This is a genomic window from Streptomyces sp. W1SF4, assembly GCF_003950035.1.
Classification (GTDB): Bacteria; Actinomycetota; Actinomycetes; order Streptomycetales; family Streptomycetaceae; genus Streptomyces; species Streptomyces racemochromogenes.
The window spans coordinates 804,303-820,791 of record NZ_CP034350.1; the positions used below are offsets into that span (position 1 = coordinate 804,303).

Sequence of the window (16,489 nt, forward strand, 5' to 3'; positions counted from 1 at the left end):
GGGACCACCCTGCCCCTGGTGGTCGCCGGGGACTCAGCTGGCGCGCTGGGCGAACGACGCCAGGGCCTGGGCGGTGCTCGCCTCCAGGGCGCCGGCGCCGCATTCGCGGCTGGTGAGGTGGGCGCGGGTGAGCAGCCCGGGGTCGTGGAGTTCGGTGCCCAGCGCGGCCAGCGCCCGGGCCAGTTCGTAGGCGGCCGGTGAGTCCTCCAGCAGGGCGACGGCCTCGTGGAGCAGGTCGGCGCGGTCCTGCGGGGCGGCCACCTCCGCCGCGACGCGCAGGGCCTGGCCGATGGCGGAGGGCGCGCCGAAGGCACGGGCGCGGCGTACGGCCTCGGCCGTCAGGGCGCGGGCCCTGGCGGGGTCCTCGGGGGCGACGGCGCGGGCCAGGAGCAGCCGCCACGGGCACCAGGCCGGGTTCTGGATGCCGCGCGGGGTCAGGCGGCGTCCGACGGCCTCCAGTTCGGCGGCGGCGGCCTTGCGGTCGCCGCCGGCCAGCAGCAGTTCGGCGTACACGGTCTGCGAGTCGGGGAAGACCACGGCGGCGGGGAAGGGCTCCCCGTACTCGTGCTCCCGGGCCAGGCCCCACGCCTCGTCGACCCGGCCCCGGGCGACGAGGGTGGTGAGGAGGATGGCGACGGCGTACCAGTGCACGGGCGTGCGGCGGCCCACGCGCTCGGCGAGGCGCAGTCCGGCGCGGGCCAGTTCCTCGGCCTCGACGAGCCGGCCGCGGCGGTAGCGGATGTAGGCGCGGAGGCTGTACGCGAAGGACAGGTGGGCGCCGTGCCAGCCCTGGCGTTCGAACTCGGCGGTGCCCTCCTCGAAGAGTTCCTCGGCGCGCCCGGGCCGGTCGGCGTACATGTGGACCATGGCGGCGAGCACGGGGACCTCGAAGCCGCGGTCCTCGTGGGCCCAGCTGAAGGGCTCGGCGAGGACCCGGTCGGCGTGGTGGAGGACGACGTCGAGGGGTTCGCCGCGCAGGCAGGCGTCCCAGGCGCGCAGTCCGATGAGGTACCGCTCGGTGAGGTCGCGGCCGGGGAGGCGGTCGGCGAGCCGGGCCAGGCGCCGCGAGCGGGCCGGGGAGTCGGTTTCGGCGGCGTTGAAGGCGTCCCACATGAACTGCTCGGACTGCAGGCGCAGCCGGGCGCGGGCGTCGTGGGTGCGCGGGATCTCGCGGCCGAGGAGCTCGGAGGCGGCGGCGAGGTGGTCGCTGTGGGCGAGGACCTGGGCGAGGCGGATGACGATGCCCTGGCGCAGCGCGGGGTCGTCGAAAGGTTCGGCGAGGGCGGCGCGCAGGTGGTTGACGGTGTTGGCGGGTTCGGTGAGCAGGGAGGCGCAGCCCAGTTCGTAGAGGACGGCGGCGCGTTCGCCGAAGTCCGGGGGTTCTTCCAGGGCGCGGGCGAGCTGGCGGCGGGCCGCTTCGGGGGCGCCGGCCCGGAGGTTCTCCGCGGCGGCCTCGCGCAGGGTGCGGACCACCCAGGGGTCGTTCTCGGGCTGGGTCTCCAGCAGGTGGCGGGCGGCCGCGGAGGAGCCGAGCCCGGCGTCGACGACGGCCGCGGCGGCCCTGCCGTGGAGGGCGACGCGCAGGGCGTCGGGGATGGCGCGGTATATGGCGGTGGCGATGAGCGGGTGGACGAACTCCAGTCCCGCGTCGGCCTCTTCGTCGTGGGTCGTCTCGGCGGGCGGGGCGGAGAGGATGCGGGCGTCGCGGAGCCGGACGGTGGCGTCGGCGGCCTCTTCCGCGCCGAGTACCGCGACGCGGGCGGCGATGCGCCGCGGGATGGCGGTGCCGAGGACGGCGCAGGCCCAGGCGAAGCGGACGGTGGAGGGGCCGAGGCTGTGCAGGCGGGCGACGAGCCCGCTGCCGCGCTGGGCGGCGGCGAGGTCGGCCAGCAGCGGGGCGCTGGCCTCGACGGGGTCGAGGCCCCTGGCGCGGACCTTGGCGGTGAGTTCGACGGCCTCGAAGGGGTTCCCGGTGGTCACGGCCCAGGCCTCGCGGCAGAAGGCGTCCTCGGCGTGCGCGCCGACGGTCTCGCGGACCAGGGTGGACACGGCGTCCGCGCTGAGCGGGTTGAGGACGAGGGGGCGTTGTCCGGCGCGGCCGGGCAGGGTGCGGAAGGCCTCGGCGTGGGCGGGGAGTTCGTCGGGGCGGTAGGCGGTGACGAGGAGCAGCGGGAGGTGTTCGGCGCGCGGGGCGAAGCCGGCGAGCCAGCCGAGGGACTCGGGGTCGGCCCAGTGGGCGTCGTCCAGGACGAGCACGACGGGGGGCCGCCGGACGGTGAGGTGGGTCAGGACCCAGTCGAGTCCGTCGCGCAGGCCCTGGGGGTCGGGCGGGGCGCCCTGGGCGGGGGCGCACAGGCCGAGGGCGGGGCCGACGATGGCGTACCAGCTGCCGAGCGCGGCGCGGAGTTCGGCCTCGGGTCGGCCGGCGAGCTGGGGCTGGATGAGCTGGCGGGCGACGTGGAAGGGCTGGCTCTGTTCCTGTTCGCCGCCGCGGGCGGCGAGGAGGGTGCAGGAGCGGGCGAGGGCGCGGCGGCGCACTTCGGCGAGCAGGGTGGTCTTGCCGAGGCCCGCCGGGCCCGAGAGGGCGAGGAGGCCGCCGCCGGTGTCGGGGCCGGATCCGGTGAGCCGGTCCAGCGCCTCGTCCACGGCGAGGAGTTCGGCTTCGCGTTCGAAGAGCGTGCGCCGCGTGCGGGTCCGGCGTTCCGTCATGGCTCGTACCCCCCAGGCCGGCTCGGGAGATCAGCGTACGCCCGCGCACGAGCCGATGGATCCCACTATCGGGAAAGAATCCGATCTTCTGTTCCGGGTGGTGGCTTCGGGAGGCCGCCGGGCGGCGCTCCGGGGCGACGGGCGGGGCGCGCCGGGTACGCCTCCGCTCCCGGCGGGCTCCGGGGGGGCCGGTCGCCCGTCAGCAGGTGGGCCGGGGAGCGGCCGTCGCCCGCCGGGGCGGCCGGGCGTGCCCTGGCGGCCTCCGGCGCCCGGTGTCCGCGGAGCGCTCCGGCCACCGCTCACGGGGAGTGTGAGGTGCGTCACGGTGCGCGACGGCCCGGGCGGATCCGGCGCGGTTCGGGTTTGGGGCGGGCGTTCGTGGACAGCCGCCGGGTGAGGCACCCTCGGGTGCCGGTCCACGGTCGGCCCCCGGCTGTGCGCGGGGCCGCACCCCGAACCGGAGAGGCGAACGATGAACACGAACCGCGGGCACGACGCCCCGGAGCGGCGCGCCGCGCTGCTCCCGGACGCGGGGGCCATGGTGGACGAGCACGGCCGCGCGCCGGGCGCGGCCTCCCGTACCGGGACGGGTGCGGGCCCGGCGGCCGACGCGGCCCGGGTGGACGCGGTACGGGCCGCCGAGGCGGAGGTGAGCGTACTGGTCAGCCACTGCGACCGGGCGGGCGCCGACGCCGTTCTCGGTGTTCTGGCGGAGGCCTTCCCGGGGATGGACCCGCCGGTCCCGGAGCGGACGGCCGGGGCCGCGGCGGCTCCGAGCATCTGGTCGGCGACGGTGGACGTCCGCCGGCGTGCGCCCGGCGCGAGCCCGCACGCCCGGCCGGCCGGCCCCGTGACCGCCGAGCTGGACGGCGCCGCGGAACCGGTGCGGGTGGTCCGCGCGGTACTGGAGGACGCCTTCGCCGGCGAGCACCTGGGCACCGTGTCCGGGGAGCACGAACTCCAGGTGGCCCTGCGCCTGACGGCCCGCGCTAGTTGAGGCCGAAGCGTCCGCCCCGCGTCCCCAGGACGAACCTGCGCCACTCGCGCGGCGCGAAGACCAGCGAGGGGCCGTCGGGGCGCTCGCCGTTGCGCATCGCGACAAACCCCTCCACGAAGGCGATCTGGACGCCGCCCACCCCCCGGCTGCCGGACTGCCAGTCGGCCCCGCTGAGATCGAGTGCGGGCCTGCCCCAGCCGGCGACGGGCTGCGAAACCGTGCTCTTGGCCACGTGCGTGCTCCTCCCGGTACGGTACGTCGTCGTCCGGGGGCCCAGGGTAGCGACCGGGGCGGGCGCCGCACAGGCCGCGGGCGTGACCCGCGGCCGGTCCGTCGCACCGGCCCCCCTCAGGAGCGCGGCGGCTCGGCGCCCACCAGCCACATCGCGAAGAACTGCGCGCCGCCGCCGTACGCGTGTCCCAGCGCCCGGCGGGCGCCCGGGACCTGGTGCTCCCCGGCCCGGCCGCGGACCTGGAGGGCCGCCTCCGCGAAGCGGATCATGCCCGAGGCGCCGATCGGGTTGGTGGACAGCACCCCGCCGGACGGGTTGACCGGGAGGTCTCCGTCCAGCTCGGTCACCCCCGCCTCGGTGAGCTTCCAGCCCTCGCCCTCCTGCGCGAAGCCCAGGTTCTCCAGCCACATCGGCTCGTACCAGGAGAACGGCACGTACATCTCGACCGCGTCGATCTCCCGGCGCGGGTCGGTGATCCCGGCCTGCCGGTAGACGTCGGCCGCGCAGTCCTTGCCGGCCTGCGGCGAGACGAAGTCCTTGCCCGCGAAGAGCGTCGGCTCGCTGCGCATCGCCCCGCCGTGCACCCAGGCCGGCGGCTTCGGCGAACGGGCCGCCCCCGCACGGTCGGTGAGGACCATCGCGCAGGCGCCGTCCGAGGAGGGGCAGGTCTCGGAGTACCGGATCGGGTCCCAGAGCATCGGCGAGGCCTGGACCTTCTCCAGGGTGATGTCGTGCTCGTGCAGGTGCGCGTAGGGGTTCTTCAGGGCGTTGCGCCGGTCCTTATACGCGACGAGCGAGCCCACCGTGTCGGGGGCGCCGGTGCGCCGCATGTACGCGCGCACGTGCGGGGCGAAGAAGCCGCCGGCGCCCGCCAGCAGGGGCTGCTGGAAGGGGACGGGCAGCGAGAGGCCCCACATGGCGTTGGACTCGGACTGCTTCTCGAAGGCCAGGGTCAGGACGGTGCGGTGGACGCGGGCCGCGACCAGGTTGGCGGCGACCAGCGCGGTGGATCCGCCGACGGACCCGGCGGTGTGGACGCGGAGCATCGGTTTGCCGACCGCTCCGAGGGCATCGGCCAGGTAGAGCTCCGGCATCATCACGCCCTCGAAGAAGTCGGGGGCCTTGCCGATGACGACCGCGTCGACGTCGGCCCAGGTCAGCTCCGCGTCGGCGAGGGCGCGGGCCGCGGCCTCGCGGACCAGGCCGGCGATGGAGACGTCGTGCCGGGCGGCGACGTGCTTGGTCTGGCCGATCCCGACGACGGCCACGGGCTCCTTGCCCGCCGTCGCCGGTGTCCCGGAGGTGCTCATGAGGGGTCCCCTTCCAGGACGGCGACCAGGTTCTGCTGGAGGCAGGGGCCGGAGGTGGCGTGCGCGACGGCCCGGCGGGACTCGCCGCGGTGGATGCGGGCGGCCGCCTCGCCGATCCGGATCAGGCCGGCGGCCATCATCGGGTTGGCGGCGAGCGCCCCGCCCGAGGGGTTGACGGCCACCGCGTCGCCGAGGCCGAGGGCCTTGCGGAGCACGACCTCCTGGGAGGAGAACGGCGCGTGCAGTTCCGCCGTGTCGACGGGGGCGTCGAAGAGCCCGGCGTGCTCGGCGGCGGTCCGGGTGGACGGGGAGTCGGTGAGGTCGCGCAGGCCCAGGCCGTGCGCCTCGATGCGGTGGTCGATGCCGGTGATCCAGGCGGGCCGTTCGCACAGCCGCCGCGCGGTGTCCCCGGCGGCGAGGACGACGGCGGCCGCACCGTCCCCGATGGGCGGGCAGTCTCCCGTGCGCAGCGGCCGGACCTGGTAACCGCCCTGGGGGACGGGGCCGCTGAGCTGGGCGTGCGGGTTGGACCCGGCGGCGGTCCGGCTGCGGGCGCCGATGGCGGCGAGCGCCTGCTCGTCGGTCTCCCCGGCGTCGATCAGCGCCTGCGCCTGGAGGGCGGCCAGGGCCACCGAATCGGGCCACAGGGGGGCGAGGTAGTACGGGTCGAGCTGCCGGGTGAGGACGTCGCGCACGGATCCGGGCGAGGACTTCCCGTACGAGTAGACGAGCGCGGTGTCGGCCTCCCCGGTCTGGATCTTGACCCAGGCCTCGTAGAGCGCCCAGGCGCCGTCCGTCTCGACGTGCGACTCGGAGATCGGCGGCCAGGCGCCGACCCCGTCGAGGGTCATGGTGAAGGAGAAGGCCCGGCCGGCGAGGTAGTCGCTGGAGCCGGAGCAGGTGAAGCCGATCTCGCCCGCCTTGAGGCCGGTGGCGGCCAGCACCTGGTGCAGGACGGGCATCACCATCTCGACTTCGCTGAGTTCGTCGGTACGGCGCTGGTGGTCGCTCTGGGCGAAGGCGACGACGGCCACCTCGCGGGCGTATCGGGTCCTCACAGCAGCTCCTTGTACGCGTCGTAGTCCGCGTCCGGCTCGCCGGTGGGGCGGTAGTGGTCGGGGTAGCGGCCGCCGTCGGTCCACACCGGTTCGACGCGCAGGCCCATGCGGACCTGGTCGTACGGGATGCCGCCGATCCGGCCGTGGAGGGCGAGGCCCGCGCCGTCGAGGGCGATGTGGGCGTAGACGTAGGGGACTTCGATGTCGAGGTTGCGCGCCTTGATGTTGACGATGCAGAAGGTGGTGACGGTGCCGGCGGGGCCGACCTCGACGCGGTCGGTGGTGGCGACCCCGCAGGTGGGGCAGGCGCCGCGCGGGGGGACGTACACCTTGTGGCAGGAGGGGCAGCGTTCGCCGACGGTGCGCCGTTCGGAGAGGGCGTTGATGTACGCGGTCTGGGCACGGCCGGGGCTGTAGGTGTAGTCGAGGCGGGCCTCGGCGACGATGCCGGTGACGGGGTCGGCGAACACCCCGTCGTGCGGGCGGGCGCTCCCCCGCTCCCGCCCCTCGCAGGGTTCGAAGCAGGCGATGTCGGTGATGGCCCCGGTGCGCTCGGCCGCCCAGCGGACGCGCACCCGCATCCCGGTGGACACGGCGTCCGGGCCGGGGGCGTCGAGGGCGTGCAGGATCGCGGTGTCGGCGCCGTCGAGCCGTACGAGGACCCAGGCGAAGGGGGTGCCGAGGGGCTGCTGGGGGCGGGGCTCGCCGTTCCAGGCCCAGGTGGTGACGGTCCCGGTGGGGGCGACCTCGACGAGCTCCCGGATCTCCTCGGCGGTGACGGGGTCGTACTCGGCGGGCGGCACCATGACCCGCCCGTCGGAGGTCCTGACGCCGAGCACGACGCCCTCGCGGAGCCCGGTCAGGAAGGCGCTCTGCACGGGCCCGAGGGACCGGGTGAAGGGGAACTCGACGACGAGGGGCGCACGCAGCACCTCGGGCGGGGACGCGGCTGTCATGTTGTCTCTCCGATTCTCGGAAGCGGTAACGACGCGGTACGAAACCTCTTCCCGGCCGACCCCACCCCGGCCGGGAACCCCCCGCCCGACCCGTCAGCCCCCGGCTCCGGAAACGAGACCCCGGCCAGCGGACCCGGGGAGCCGGACCCGACGCCCGTCGCGGGCCGCAGGCACGGAACGGGTTCGGGCCATGGGCCCGTGGGGGGGGGGTTCGAGCCCGCGGGGCTCGGGGGGGGGGGGGGGGGGGGGCGGGGTGCGCGCGGTCGGCGCCTACGCTCGGCGGTAGAGCGGTGGCCGTTTCTCCGCGAAGGCCCGCGCCCCCTCCTTCGCGTCGGCCGTGTCGAAGACCGGCCAGCCGCGGACCAGTTCGGCCGCCAGGCCGTCCGTCTCCGTCAGCTCGGCCGCTTCGTACACCGAGGCCTTCACCGCCTCGACCGCCAGCGGCCCGCACGCGTTGATCAGCTCGGCCGTCTCCAGCGCGGCGTCCAGCGCCGTCCCGTCCGGCACCACCCGCCCCACGAGCCCGATCCGCGCCGCCTCCTGCGCCGAGTACGGACGCCCCGTCAGCAGCATCTCCAGCGCGTGCGTGCGCGGTACCTGCCGGGGCAGGCGCACCGTGGAGCCGCCGATCGGGAACAGCCCCCGCCGGACCTCGAACAGCCCGAACGTGGCCCCGGCGCCCGCGACGCGGATGTCGGTGCCCTGGAGGATCTCGGTGCCGCCCGCCACGCAGTACCCCTCCACCGCCGCGATCACCGGCTTGCGCGGGCGGTGATGACGGAGCATCGCCTTCCAGTGCAGGTCGGGGTCGGCCTTGAGGCGGTCCCGGTACTGGTCGCCCGCCATGCCCCGGCCGGCCAGCGCCTTGAGGTCCATGCCGGCGCAGAAGTCACCGCCGGCGCCCGTCAGGACCACCGAGCGGACGGTGTCGTCCGCGTCCGCCTCCAGCCAGCCGTCGTACAGGCCCACCAGCAGGGGAAGCGAGAGCGCGTTCTTCGCCTCCGGCCTGTTCATGGTGAGCACCAGCGTGGCGCCCCGGCGCTCCACGGTCAGGTGTTCCGTCCCACCCATTGCCGTCCTCCCGTCTCAAGACCTAGAACAGGTTGCAGGAGGGCCGGGTGCAGTTCAATAGTTTTCTGACACCCAGTCAGATTTCTTGGCGTGCGCCCTTCCCACTTGGACCGGGCGGGGCTCTAATGACCGCCGAGCAGCCCAGCCGTGAGCACTTTCGGGTCAGGAGGAACGGTGGAGTACAACCTTGCCGACCTGTTCGAATCGGTCGTGGACGTGGTCCCGGACCGCGAGGCGCTGGTGTACGTCGACCACCCCGGGACCGGCGCCGAGCGCCGCCTGACGTACGCCGGACTGGACGCGGCGGCGAACCGCGTCGGGCACCACCTGCTGGACAGCGGGCTGCGCCCGGGCGAGCACGTGGGGCTGCACCTCTACAACGGGATCGAGTACCTGCAGACCGTGCTGGCCTGCCTTAAGGCCCGTCTGGTACCGGTGAACGTCAACTACCGGTACGTGGAGGAGGAGCTGGTCTACCTCTACAACGACGCCGACCTCGCGGCGCTCGTCTTCGAGGGCGAGTTCACGCAGCGGGTGGCCGCCGCGCTGCCGCGGACGACGAGGCTGCGCCACCTCGTCCGGGTCGGCCCGGCCCCCGCCGGCGCGCCGGAGCCGGCGGTGGCGCCGGTCGCGTACGAGGACGCCGAGGCGGCCGGTTCCCCGGAGCGCGGCTTCCCGCAGCGCAGCCCGGACGACCTGTTCATCATCTACACCGGCGGCACGACCGGGATGCCCAAGGGCGTCATGTGGCGGGCCGAGGACCTGTTCTTCGCGGGGCTGTTCGGCGGGGAGCCCTCGGGCGAGCCGGTGAAGCGGCCGGAGGAGCTGGCCGAGCGGGTCGCGGCGCGCGGCGCCGGGCTCACCTTCTTCCCCGCTCCCCCGCTGATGCACGGTACGTCGACGCTCACCTCGTTCATCGCCTTCAACTACGGCCAGCGGGTGGTCATCCACCGCAAGTACGTGCCCGAGGAGGTGCTGCGCACCATAGAGAAGGAGAAGGTGTCGAGCGTCTCGCTGGTCGGCGACGCGATGCTGCGGCCGCTGATCGACGCCCTGAACGGTCCGCTCAGGGGGACGGACCTGTCCTCCCTGTTCAGCGTCTCCTCCTCGGGGGCGATCATGTCGGAGACGGTCCGCGCCGAGTTCCAGCGGCTGGTCCCGAACGTCGTGCTGCTGAACAACTTCGGCTCGTCCGAGTCCGGTTCCAACGGGCGGGCGACGGACGACTCGGGCCCGGAGAAGGGGTTCCGGCTCCAGGTCAACGACCGTACGCAGGTGGTGGACCCGGTGACGCACGAGCCGGTGGCGGTCGGCGTCCCCGGCCGTCTCGCACAGCGCGGGCACGTGCCCCTCGGCTACTACAACGACCCGGTCAAGACGGCGGAGACCTTCTTCCGGAAGGGCACCGAACGCTGGGTGCTGCTCGGCGATATGGCGACGGTCGACGAGGAGGGCATCGTCACCGTGCTGGGGCGCGGCTCGCAGTGCATCAACACCGGCGGGGAGAAGGTCTACCCGGAGGAGGTCGAGCAGGCGCTGAAGTCGCACCCGGACGTGTACGACGCCCTGGTGGCCGGCGTCCCGGACGCGACCTGGGGCAACCACGTGGCCGCGGTGGTACAGGTGCGGGAGGGCGCGCCGGAGCCGACCCTGGAGGACATCCAGCGGCACTGCCGGACGCGGCTGGCGGGCTACAAGGTCCCGCGCCAGCTGGTGATCACCCCGGCGGTGCAGCGTTCCCCGAGCGGCAAGGCGGACTACCGCTGGGCGAAGGCGGTGGCGGCGCGGGCCGACGCGGGGGCGGAGGCCCCCTAGGGTCGGTCGGCCTGCGCGAGGGCGGCCCGTCGTCTCCCGGCGGGCCGTGCGGGGGCGGGCGCTGCGATCCGGCCGGCGGCGGGAGCGGTCGGCGCGGTCAGGACGCCGACCCACGGTTCGCCGTCTCCCGGGGCGCCCCGGACGGGTCAGGTCCCGGTGGTCAGGAAGTGTTCCACGCGGGCCGCGAACCAGGCGGCGTCGTCCAGCCAGGGGAAGTGCGCGGCGCCGGGCTGGGCGTCGGAGGTTCCGCGTGGCAGGAGGCCGGCGAGGGCGGCGGCGACGGCGGCGGTCGGGTAGCCGTCCAGCTCGCCCGCCAGGACCAGCGTCTCGCCGTCGAACCGGCGGAGCGCCTCGCGGGTGGCCGGCGGGTCGAACGCTCCGGGGCCGGCGAAGACGAGGGCGGCCGCCTGGTTGCGTTCGTGGTCGCTCGCGGCGAGGTGGGCGCGCGCCCGGTCGTCCCAGCGGCCGTAGGCGAGGACCATCGCCCGGCTCCGGTCCTCCGGGGAGGGGTCGCCGCCGGCCTTCCACAGCCGCTCGTACGCGGCGATGGCCGTGTCGTACGGCTCCCGGCCCGCCCGGGACCGGACCACCTCCAGGCTCTCCTCGGGGGTCGGCGCGAGGTCCACGGCCCAGGCGGTCGGGGTCACGAGGACCAGGCGGCGGACCCGCTCGGGGTGCGCGGCGGCGTAGAGCAGGGCGAGGTTGCCGGCGGCGGAGTGGGCGAGGACGTCCATGCGTTCCAGCCCCAGGTGCAGGCGGAGCGCCTCGACGTCGGCGACCTGGTGGTCGACGCGGTACGTGGACGCGTCGGCCGGGGCGGCCGAGTCGCCGGTGCCGCGCAGGTCGAGGAGGATGAGCCGGCGGCCGGCGGAGAGCCCGCCGAGGTCCCCCAGGTAGCGGGAGGCCCGCATGGCGCCGCCGGGAAGGCAGACGAGCGGCTCGCCCTCGCCCTCCGCGTGGTAGGCGAGCTCGGTTCCGTCGTAGGTGGTGAATGCAGGCATGCGGGCCATCAGACCAGACGATCACTCGTTCGAGTCATTGATTTACCGGGCGGCGTCCGGCAATCTACCGAATGAACGTTCGGCTGGCCTGTGGCGGTACGACTCTCGACGACGATGACGAGGCGATGGGGTGGCGGCGATGACGGCGCGTGCGGGTTCTGAGGACCTCGGTGATCTCCGGGACGAAGGCGAGCGGCTCAGCCCCGACGAGCTGGCGGCGCTCCAGCTGAAGCGGCTGCGGGCGACCCTGCACCGGGCCTACGACCGCGTGGCCTTCTACCGGCAGGCGTTCGACAAGGCGGGGGTCCATCCCGACGACTGCCGCTCGCTGGCCGACCTGTCCCTCTTCCCGCTCACCACCAAGGCGGACCTGCGGGACCAGTACCCCTTCGGGATGTTCGCCGTACCGCGCGCGGACGTGCGCCGCATCCACGCCTCCAGCGGCACCACGGGCCGGCCCACGGTGGTGGGCTACACCGACGGGGACCTGGCCACCTGGGCCGATGTCGTGGCCCGTTCGCTGCGCGCGGCCGGCGCCCGGCCGGGGCACGTCGTGCACGTCGCGTACGGGTACGGCCTGTTCACCGGGGGCCTGGGCGCGCACTACGGGGCGGAGCGGCTGGGGTGCACGGTGGTGCCCGCCTCCGGGGGCATGACGGACCGCCAGGTCAGGCTGATCCAGGACTTCCGCCCCGAGGTCATCATGGTGACCCCCTCCTACATGCTCACCCTGCTGGACGAGATGGAGCGCCAGGGCATCGACCCGCGCCGGACCTCGCTGCGCACCGGCGTCTTCGGCGCCGAGCCCTGGACCGAGGAGATGCGCCGGGAGATCGAGGACCGGCTGGGCATCGACGCCGTGGACATCTACGGCCTCTCCGAGGTGATCGGACCGGGCGTGGCGCAGGAGTTCGCCTCCCACAAGGACGGCCTGCACATCTGGGAGGACCACTTCTACCCCGAGGTCGTCGATCCGCTGACCGGGGCGGTGCTGCCGGACGGGGAGCCCGGGGAGCTGGTGTTCACCTCCCTCACCAAGGAGGCCATGCCGGTGATCCGCTACCGCACCCGGGACCTGACGCGGCTGCTGCCGGGGACGGCCCGGCCGGCCTTCCGCCGGATGGAGAAGGTGACCGGCCGCAGCGACGACATGATCATCCTGCGCGGCGTGAACCTCTACCCCACCCAGATCGAGGAGATACTCCTGCGCATCCCGGGCCTCGCCCCGCACTTCCAGCTGCGGCTGACCCGGGAGGGCCGCCTCGACGCGCTCACCGTGCGGGTGGAGGCGCGCCGGGAGGCGGGAGCCGAGAGGCGGCGGGCGGCGGCAGCGGAGTTGGTGCGGGCGGTCAAGGAGTCCGTGGGGGTGTCCGTCGCCGTCGAGGTGGTGGAGCCGGAGAGCCTGGAGCGCTCGGTCGGCAAGATCAAGCGGGTCCGGGACCTCCGGGAGCCGCGCTCCTCCTGAGCGGGCCGGTCCACACCGGCGGGCGGTCCACACCGGCGGGCGGTCCAAGCCCCCGTTCGGGCCCATTCCGGCGCCGCTTCCGGGAGCGGCCGGGCCCGTCCGGGTAGGGGATCAGGTGTGACCTCGACCCTCCGGCGCCTCCACGCCCGGCTCCTGGGCTCCCCGGCCGGCCTGGCCTGGAGCCGCGGCCGGGAGATCGAGCTGATGCACCGGGCGATGGGCTTCGCCGCCCTGGGCTTCCTCACCCTGGTGCCGCTGCTGGTGGTCGTGGCGGCGGCCGCGCCGGGCAGCGGTTCCAACTTCGGCCGCTGGCTGGGCCAGGCCCTCGGGGTGTCGGCAGCCTCGCGGGCCCGGGTCGAGATGCTGTTCGGTGCGGCGGACCTGGCACTGGAGCGGACCACCGCCTTCGGCCTGGCGGCCCTCGCGGTGTTCGGGCTGACCTTCGGCTCCGCCGTGCAGACCGGCTACGAGAAGGTGTGGGACCTGCCCACCGCCCGCTGGCACACCATGTGGCGGCACGTCGTGTGGCTGGCGCTGCTGGTCTGCTACCTCGGGCTGCTGGTGGGGATCCCGGCCCCGTCCGACAGCGTGGCCGGCACGGTGGTGGGCACCCTCAGCGACACCGTGGGGACCTGCCTCTTCTTCTGGAGCTCCGGGCGGCTCCTGCTGGGCGGCCGGGTCCGCTGGCGGGCGCTGCTGCCCGGCGCGGTGGCGACGAGCCTCGGGCTGCTGGGCCTGCGGGTCTTCTCCCAGCTGGTGTTCTCCCCGCTGATCGCCTCGAACGCCGTCACCTACGGCCCGTTCGGGACGCTGCTGGTGGTGCAGTCCTGGCTCGTCGGCGTCGGCTTCGTGGTCTACGGCGGGGCCATGGTCGGCCGCCTCGTGCACGAGCACCTGACCATGCGCCGGCTGCGCGCCGCCGGGGTCCTCCCGCCCCCGGACGGGAGCGGCCCCGGGCCCGGGAACGGGCATGCCGACGCTCCCGGGCGTGCGTGACGCGCGGGCCGGTTCCGTGCCACCGCATCCGCTACGGGCTGACGGCGAGGAAGAGGTAGGCGGCGAGCAGGACGAGGTGGACTCCGCCCTGGAGCAGGGTGGCGCGGCCCGGGACGATCGTCAGGGCGCCGACCACCACGGTCAGGGCGAGCAGCACCATGTGGAGGGGCGCGAGGCCCAGCACCAGCGGCCCGGTCAGCCAGACGGAGGCGAGGGCGATGGCGGGGATGGTCAGGCCGATGCTGGCGATGGCGGATCCGTAGGCCAGGTTGAGGCTGGTCTGGACGCGGTCGCGGCGGGCGGCCCGGACGGCGGCGAGGGTCTCGGGGGCCAGTACGAGCAGGGCGATGATCACGCCGACGACGGCGTGGGGCAGTCCGGCGTCGGAGACGCCCTTCTCGATGGTCGGGGAGACGGCCTTGGCGTTGCCGACGACCGCGACGAGGGCGACGAAGAGCAGGCCGAGGCTGACGAGGGCGGCTCGGGCGGTGGGGGGCTCGGCGTGGTCGTCGTCGGCGGGGCCGGAGGCGGAGCCGGAGCCGGTGGTCCCCGTGTCCACGGGCAGGAAGTAGTCGCGGTGGCGGACCGTCTGGACGGCGATGAACAGCCCGTAGAGGGCGAGGGAGGTGACGGCGGCGAAGGTCAGCTGGGCGGAGGAGAACTCGGGGCCGGGCTTGCTGGTGGTGAACGTCGGCAGCACCAGGCTCAGCACGGCGAGGGTCGCGACGGTGGCCAGGGCGGCTCCCGAGCCTTCGGCGTTGAAGACGGCGACCCGGTTGCGCAGGGCGCCCACGAGCAGGGACAGGCCGACGATGCCGTTACAGGTGATCATCACGGCGGCGAAGACGGTGTCCCGGGCGAGGGAGGCGGTCTTGTCGCCGCCATCGGCCATCAGGGTGACGATCAGGGCCACTTCGATGACGGTGACGGCGACGGCGAGGACCAGCGAGCCGAAGGGTTCGCCGACCCGGTGGGCGACGACCTCGGCGTGGTGCACGGCTGCGAGGACCGCTCCCGCGAGGCAGAGGGCGACCAGGGCCACGGCGAAGCCGGGCAGGTCGCGCCCCCAGCTGAACACGAGCGCGACGAGCGCCACCACGGGGACGAGGAGGGTCCAGTCGGTCAGGGGGGATCTGCGCGTTGCCGTACTCATGCCAGCCAAGTTGCCAGAACCGGCGCCGGGGTGCGCCGTGAGGCGCCCATCCGGAGCCGCGAAGTGGCACTTCTCACGACAAACGGGCGTGTAGCGGGCGGGCGGGGCGCGGCGGCCGCCCGGCCGGGCCCCGGCGGCGGCGAGCCGCCGGGCCCGGGCCCGGGCCGTCACACGGCGCGCTCGCGGCCCTCCCAGTAGGGGTCGCGCAGCCGGCGCTTGTAGAGCTTGCCGTTGGGGTCGCGGGGCATCGCCTCGATGAAGTCGACGGACTTGGGCCGCTTGTACCCGGCCAGCCGCCGTTCGCAGTGGTGCAGGATCTCGGCGGCCAGCGCGTCGCCCGCCTCGAACCCGTCGGCGGGTTCGATGACGGCCTTGACCTCCTCGCCCCAGGACGCGTGGGGGATGCCGAAGGCGGCGGCGTCGGCGACGGCCGGGTGGGTGAGCAGGGCGGACTCGATCTCGGCCGGGTAGATGTTCACCCCGCCCGAGATGATCATGTCGATCTTGCGGTCGCGGAGGAAGAGGTACCCCTCCTCGTCGAGCAGGCCGAGGTCGCCGACGGTGAAGAAGTCCCCGATGCGGTTCTTCCGGGTCTTGCCCTCGTCCTTGTGGTAGCTGAAGCCGCCCGTGTTCATCTTGATGTAGACGGTGCCCAGTTCCCCGGCGGGCAGCCGGTTGCCGTCGTCGTCGAAGACCGCGAGCTCGCTGATGGGCCAGGCCCTGCCGACCGTGCCGGGCTTCTTCAGCCAGTCCTCGGCGGTGGCGAAGGCCCCGCCGCCCTCGCTGGCCGCGTAGTACTCCTCCACGCACCGGCCCCACCAGTCGATCATCGCCCGTTTGACGTGGTCGGGGCAGGGGGCGGCACCGTGGATGGCGTGCCGCATCGAGGAGACGTCGTAGGCGTCCTTCGTCTCCTGCGGGAGCGCGAGGAGGCGGTGGAACTGGGTGGGGACCATGTGCGTGTGGGTGCAGGCGTGGCGGTCGATCAGGCGCAGCATCTCCTCGGGGCCCCACTTGTCCATCAGCACCAGCGGGTGCCCGATGTGCAGGGACGCACCGGCGAACTGGAGGACGGCCGTGTGGTAGAGCGGGGAGCAGACCAGGTGGACGTTGCCGTCGCCGGGGCGGATGCCGAAGATGCCGAGGAACCCGCCGAGGTAGGTCTCCTCCGGGAGCTTGCCGGGCAGCGGGCGGCGGATGCCGCGGGGGCGGCCGGTGGTGCCGGAGGTGTAGTTCATGACCCAGCCGAGGGTGCGGTCCGCGGGCGGTTCGGCGCTCCGTCCGTCGAGGAGTTCGGCGTACGGGCGGAAGCCGGGGACCGCTCCGACGGCGTAGCGGTGGCGGGGGTCGAGCCCGGCCTCCTCGGCGGCGGCGGTGGCGGCGTCGGCGAAGCGCTCGTGGGCGATGAGGACCTTGGCGCCGGAGTCGGAGACGATCCAGGCGATCTCCGGGCCGACGAGGTGGTGGTTGACCGGGACCAGGTAGAAGCCCGCCTGGGAGGCGGCGAGGTAGGCGGTGAAGAATTCGACGCCGTTGGGCAGGACGACGGCAAAGGCGTCGCCCTTCTCGAGGCCGGCGGCGCGCAGGCCGTGGACGAGGCGGTTGACGTCGGCGTGCAGCCGGCCGGCGGACCACTCCTCGCCGCCGGGGGTGACGAGGACGGTGCGGGCGGGGTCGGCGGCGGCCTGGGCCCAGAAGCCGTTGGGGAGCTGGTGCTCGGTCATGT

The 16,489-nt window shown here is 74.5% G+C and carries 13 protein-coding genes; 4 read left to right on the plus strand and 9 right to left on the minus strand.

Annotation, left to right across the window (positions count from 1 at the left end):
• Positions 1 to 33 precede the first annotated feature (33 nt).
• Positions 34 to 2,709 (minus strand): AAA family ATPase, encoded by a 2,676-nt coding sequence (locus D1J60_RS03910; RefSeq protein ID WP_125820136.1) that lies wholly within the window; start codon positions 2,707 to 2,709, stop codon positions 34 to 36.
• 472 nt (positions 2,710 to 3,181) lie between these two features.
• On the opposite strand from D1J60_RS03910, the gene D1J60_RS03915 reads away from it, so the two are divergent.
• Positions 3,182 to 3,706 carry a hypothetical protein gene (locus D1J60_RS03915; protein WP_125604481.1) on the plus strand — a complete coding sequence of 175 codons (525 nt, stop codon included), beginning with the start codon at positions 3,182 to 3,184 and terminating at the stop codon, positions 3,704 to 3,706.
• Here the strand turns inward: D1J60_RS03915 and D1J60_RS03920 are convergent.
• From D1J60_RS03920 to D1J60_RS03940, 5 genes are all read right to left on the minus strand, one after another.
• The gene (locus tag D1J60_RS03920; protein WP_125820137.1) at positions 3,699 to 3,938 is read right to left on the minus strand and encodes a DUF397 domain-containing protein; all 240 of its coding nucleotides are present in this window, start codon (positions 3,936 to 3,938) and stop codon (positions 3,699 to 3,701) included. The two genes, D1J60_RS03915 and D1J60_RS03920, sit on opposite strands and share 8 nt — an antisense overlap.
• A 116-nt stretch (positions 3,939 to 4,054) precedes the next feature.
• Complete coding sequence (locus D1J60_RS03925) at positions 4,055 to 5,248, minus strand: thiolase domain-containing protein (RefSeq protein WP_125820138.1); 1,194 nt, start codon at positions 5,246 to 5,248, stop codon at positions 4,055 to 4,057.
• Positions 5,245 to 6,306, minus strand: a complete 1,062-nt coding sequence (locus D1J60_RS03930) for a thiolase domain-containing protein (protein WP_125820139.1) — start codon at positions 6,304 to 6,306, stop codon at positions 5,245 to 5,247. Before D1J60_RS03930 ends, D1J60_RS03925 begins: the two co-directional genes overlap by 4 nt.
• A complete protein-coding gene (locus D1J60_RS03935; RefSeq protein ID WP_125820140.1) occupies positions 6,303 to 7,262 on the minus strand; it encodes an OB-fold nucleic acid binding domain-containing protein in 960 nt (319 codons plus the stop codon). The genes D1J60_RS03930 and D1J60_RS03935 overlap by 4 nt, the downstream gene beginning before the upstream one ends.
• A 270-nt stretch (positions 7,263 to 7,532) precedes the next feature.
• Positions 7,533 to 8,333 (minus strand): crotonase/enoyl-CoA hydratase family protein, encoded by an 801-nt coding sequence (locus D1J60_RS03940; RefSeq protein WP_125605348.1) that lies wholly within the window; start codon positions 8,331 to 8,333, stop codon positions 7,533 to 7,535.
• 174 nt (positions 8,334 to 8,507) lie between these two features.
• On the opposite strand from D1J60_RS03940, the gene D1J60_RS03945 reads away from it, so the two are divergent.
• Entirely contained in the window at positions 8,508 to 10,148 is a 1,641-nt protein-coding gene (locus D1J60_RS03945) for an acyl-CoA synthetase (protein ID WP_125820141.1), read from the plus strand.
• A 146-nt stretch (positions 10,149 to 10,294) separates the two neighbouring features.
• On the opposite strand, the gene D1J60_RS03950 is transcribed toward D1J60_RS03945, so the two are convergent.
• Positions 10,295 to 11,149, minus strand: a complete 855-nt coding sequence (locus D1J60_RS03950; RefSeq protein WP_125820142.1) for an alpha/beta hydrolase — start codon at positions 11,147 to 11,149, stop codon at positions 10,295 to 10,297.
• A gap of 139 nt (positions 11,150 to 11,288) precedes the next feature.
• Here D1J60_RS03950 and paaK point away from each other — a divergent pair, with 139 nt between their 5' ends.
• Positions 11,289 to 12,614, plus strand: coding sequence for a phenylacetate--CoA ligase PaaK (gene paaK / locus D1J60_RS03955; protein ID WP_125603579.1), 1,326 nt, complete (start codon positions 11,289 to 11,291; stop codon positions 12,612 to 12,614).
• 117 nt (positions 12,615 to 12,731) lie between these two features.
• Positions 12,732 to 13,610, plus strand: a complete 879-nt coding sequence (locus D1J60_RS03960; RefSeq protein ID WP_125820143.1) for a YhjD/YihY/BrkB family envelope integrity protein — start codon at positions 12,732 to 12,734, stop codon at positions 13,608 to 13,610.
• A gap of 31 nt (positions 13,611 to 13,641) precedes the next feature.
• Here the strand turns inward: D1J60_RS03960 and D1J60_RS03965 are convergent, their stop codons facing one another.
• Complete coding sequence (locus tag D1J60_RS03965) at positions 13,642 to 14,763, minus strand: ionic transporter y4hA (protein ID WP_125820144.1); 1,122 nt, start codon at positions 14,761 to 14,763, stop codon at positions 13,642 to 13,644.
• Between the two features lie 167 nt (positions 14,764 to 14,930).
• Positions 14,931 to 16,487 carry an acyl-CoA synthetase gene (locus D1J60_RS03970; RefSeq protein ID WP_125820145.1) on the minus strand — a complete coding sequence of 519 codons (1,557 nt, stop codon included), beginning with the start codon at positions 16,485 to 16,487 and terminating at the stop codon, positions 14,931 to 14,933.
• Positions 16,488 to 16,489 lie beyond the last annotated feature (2 nt).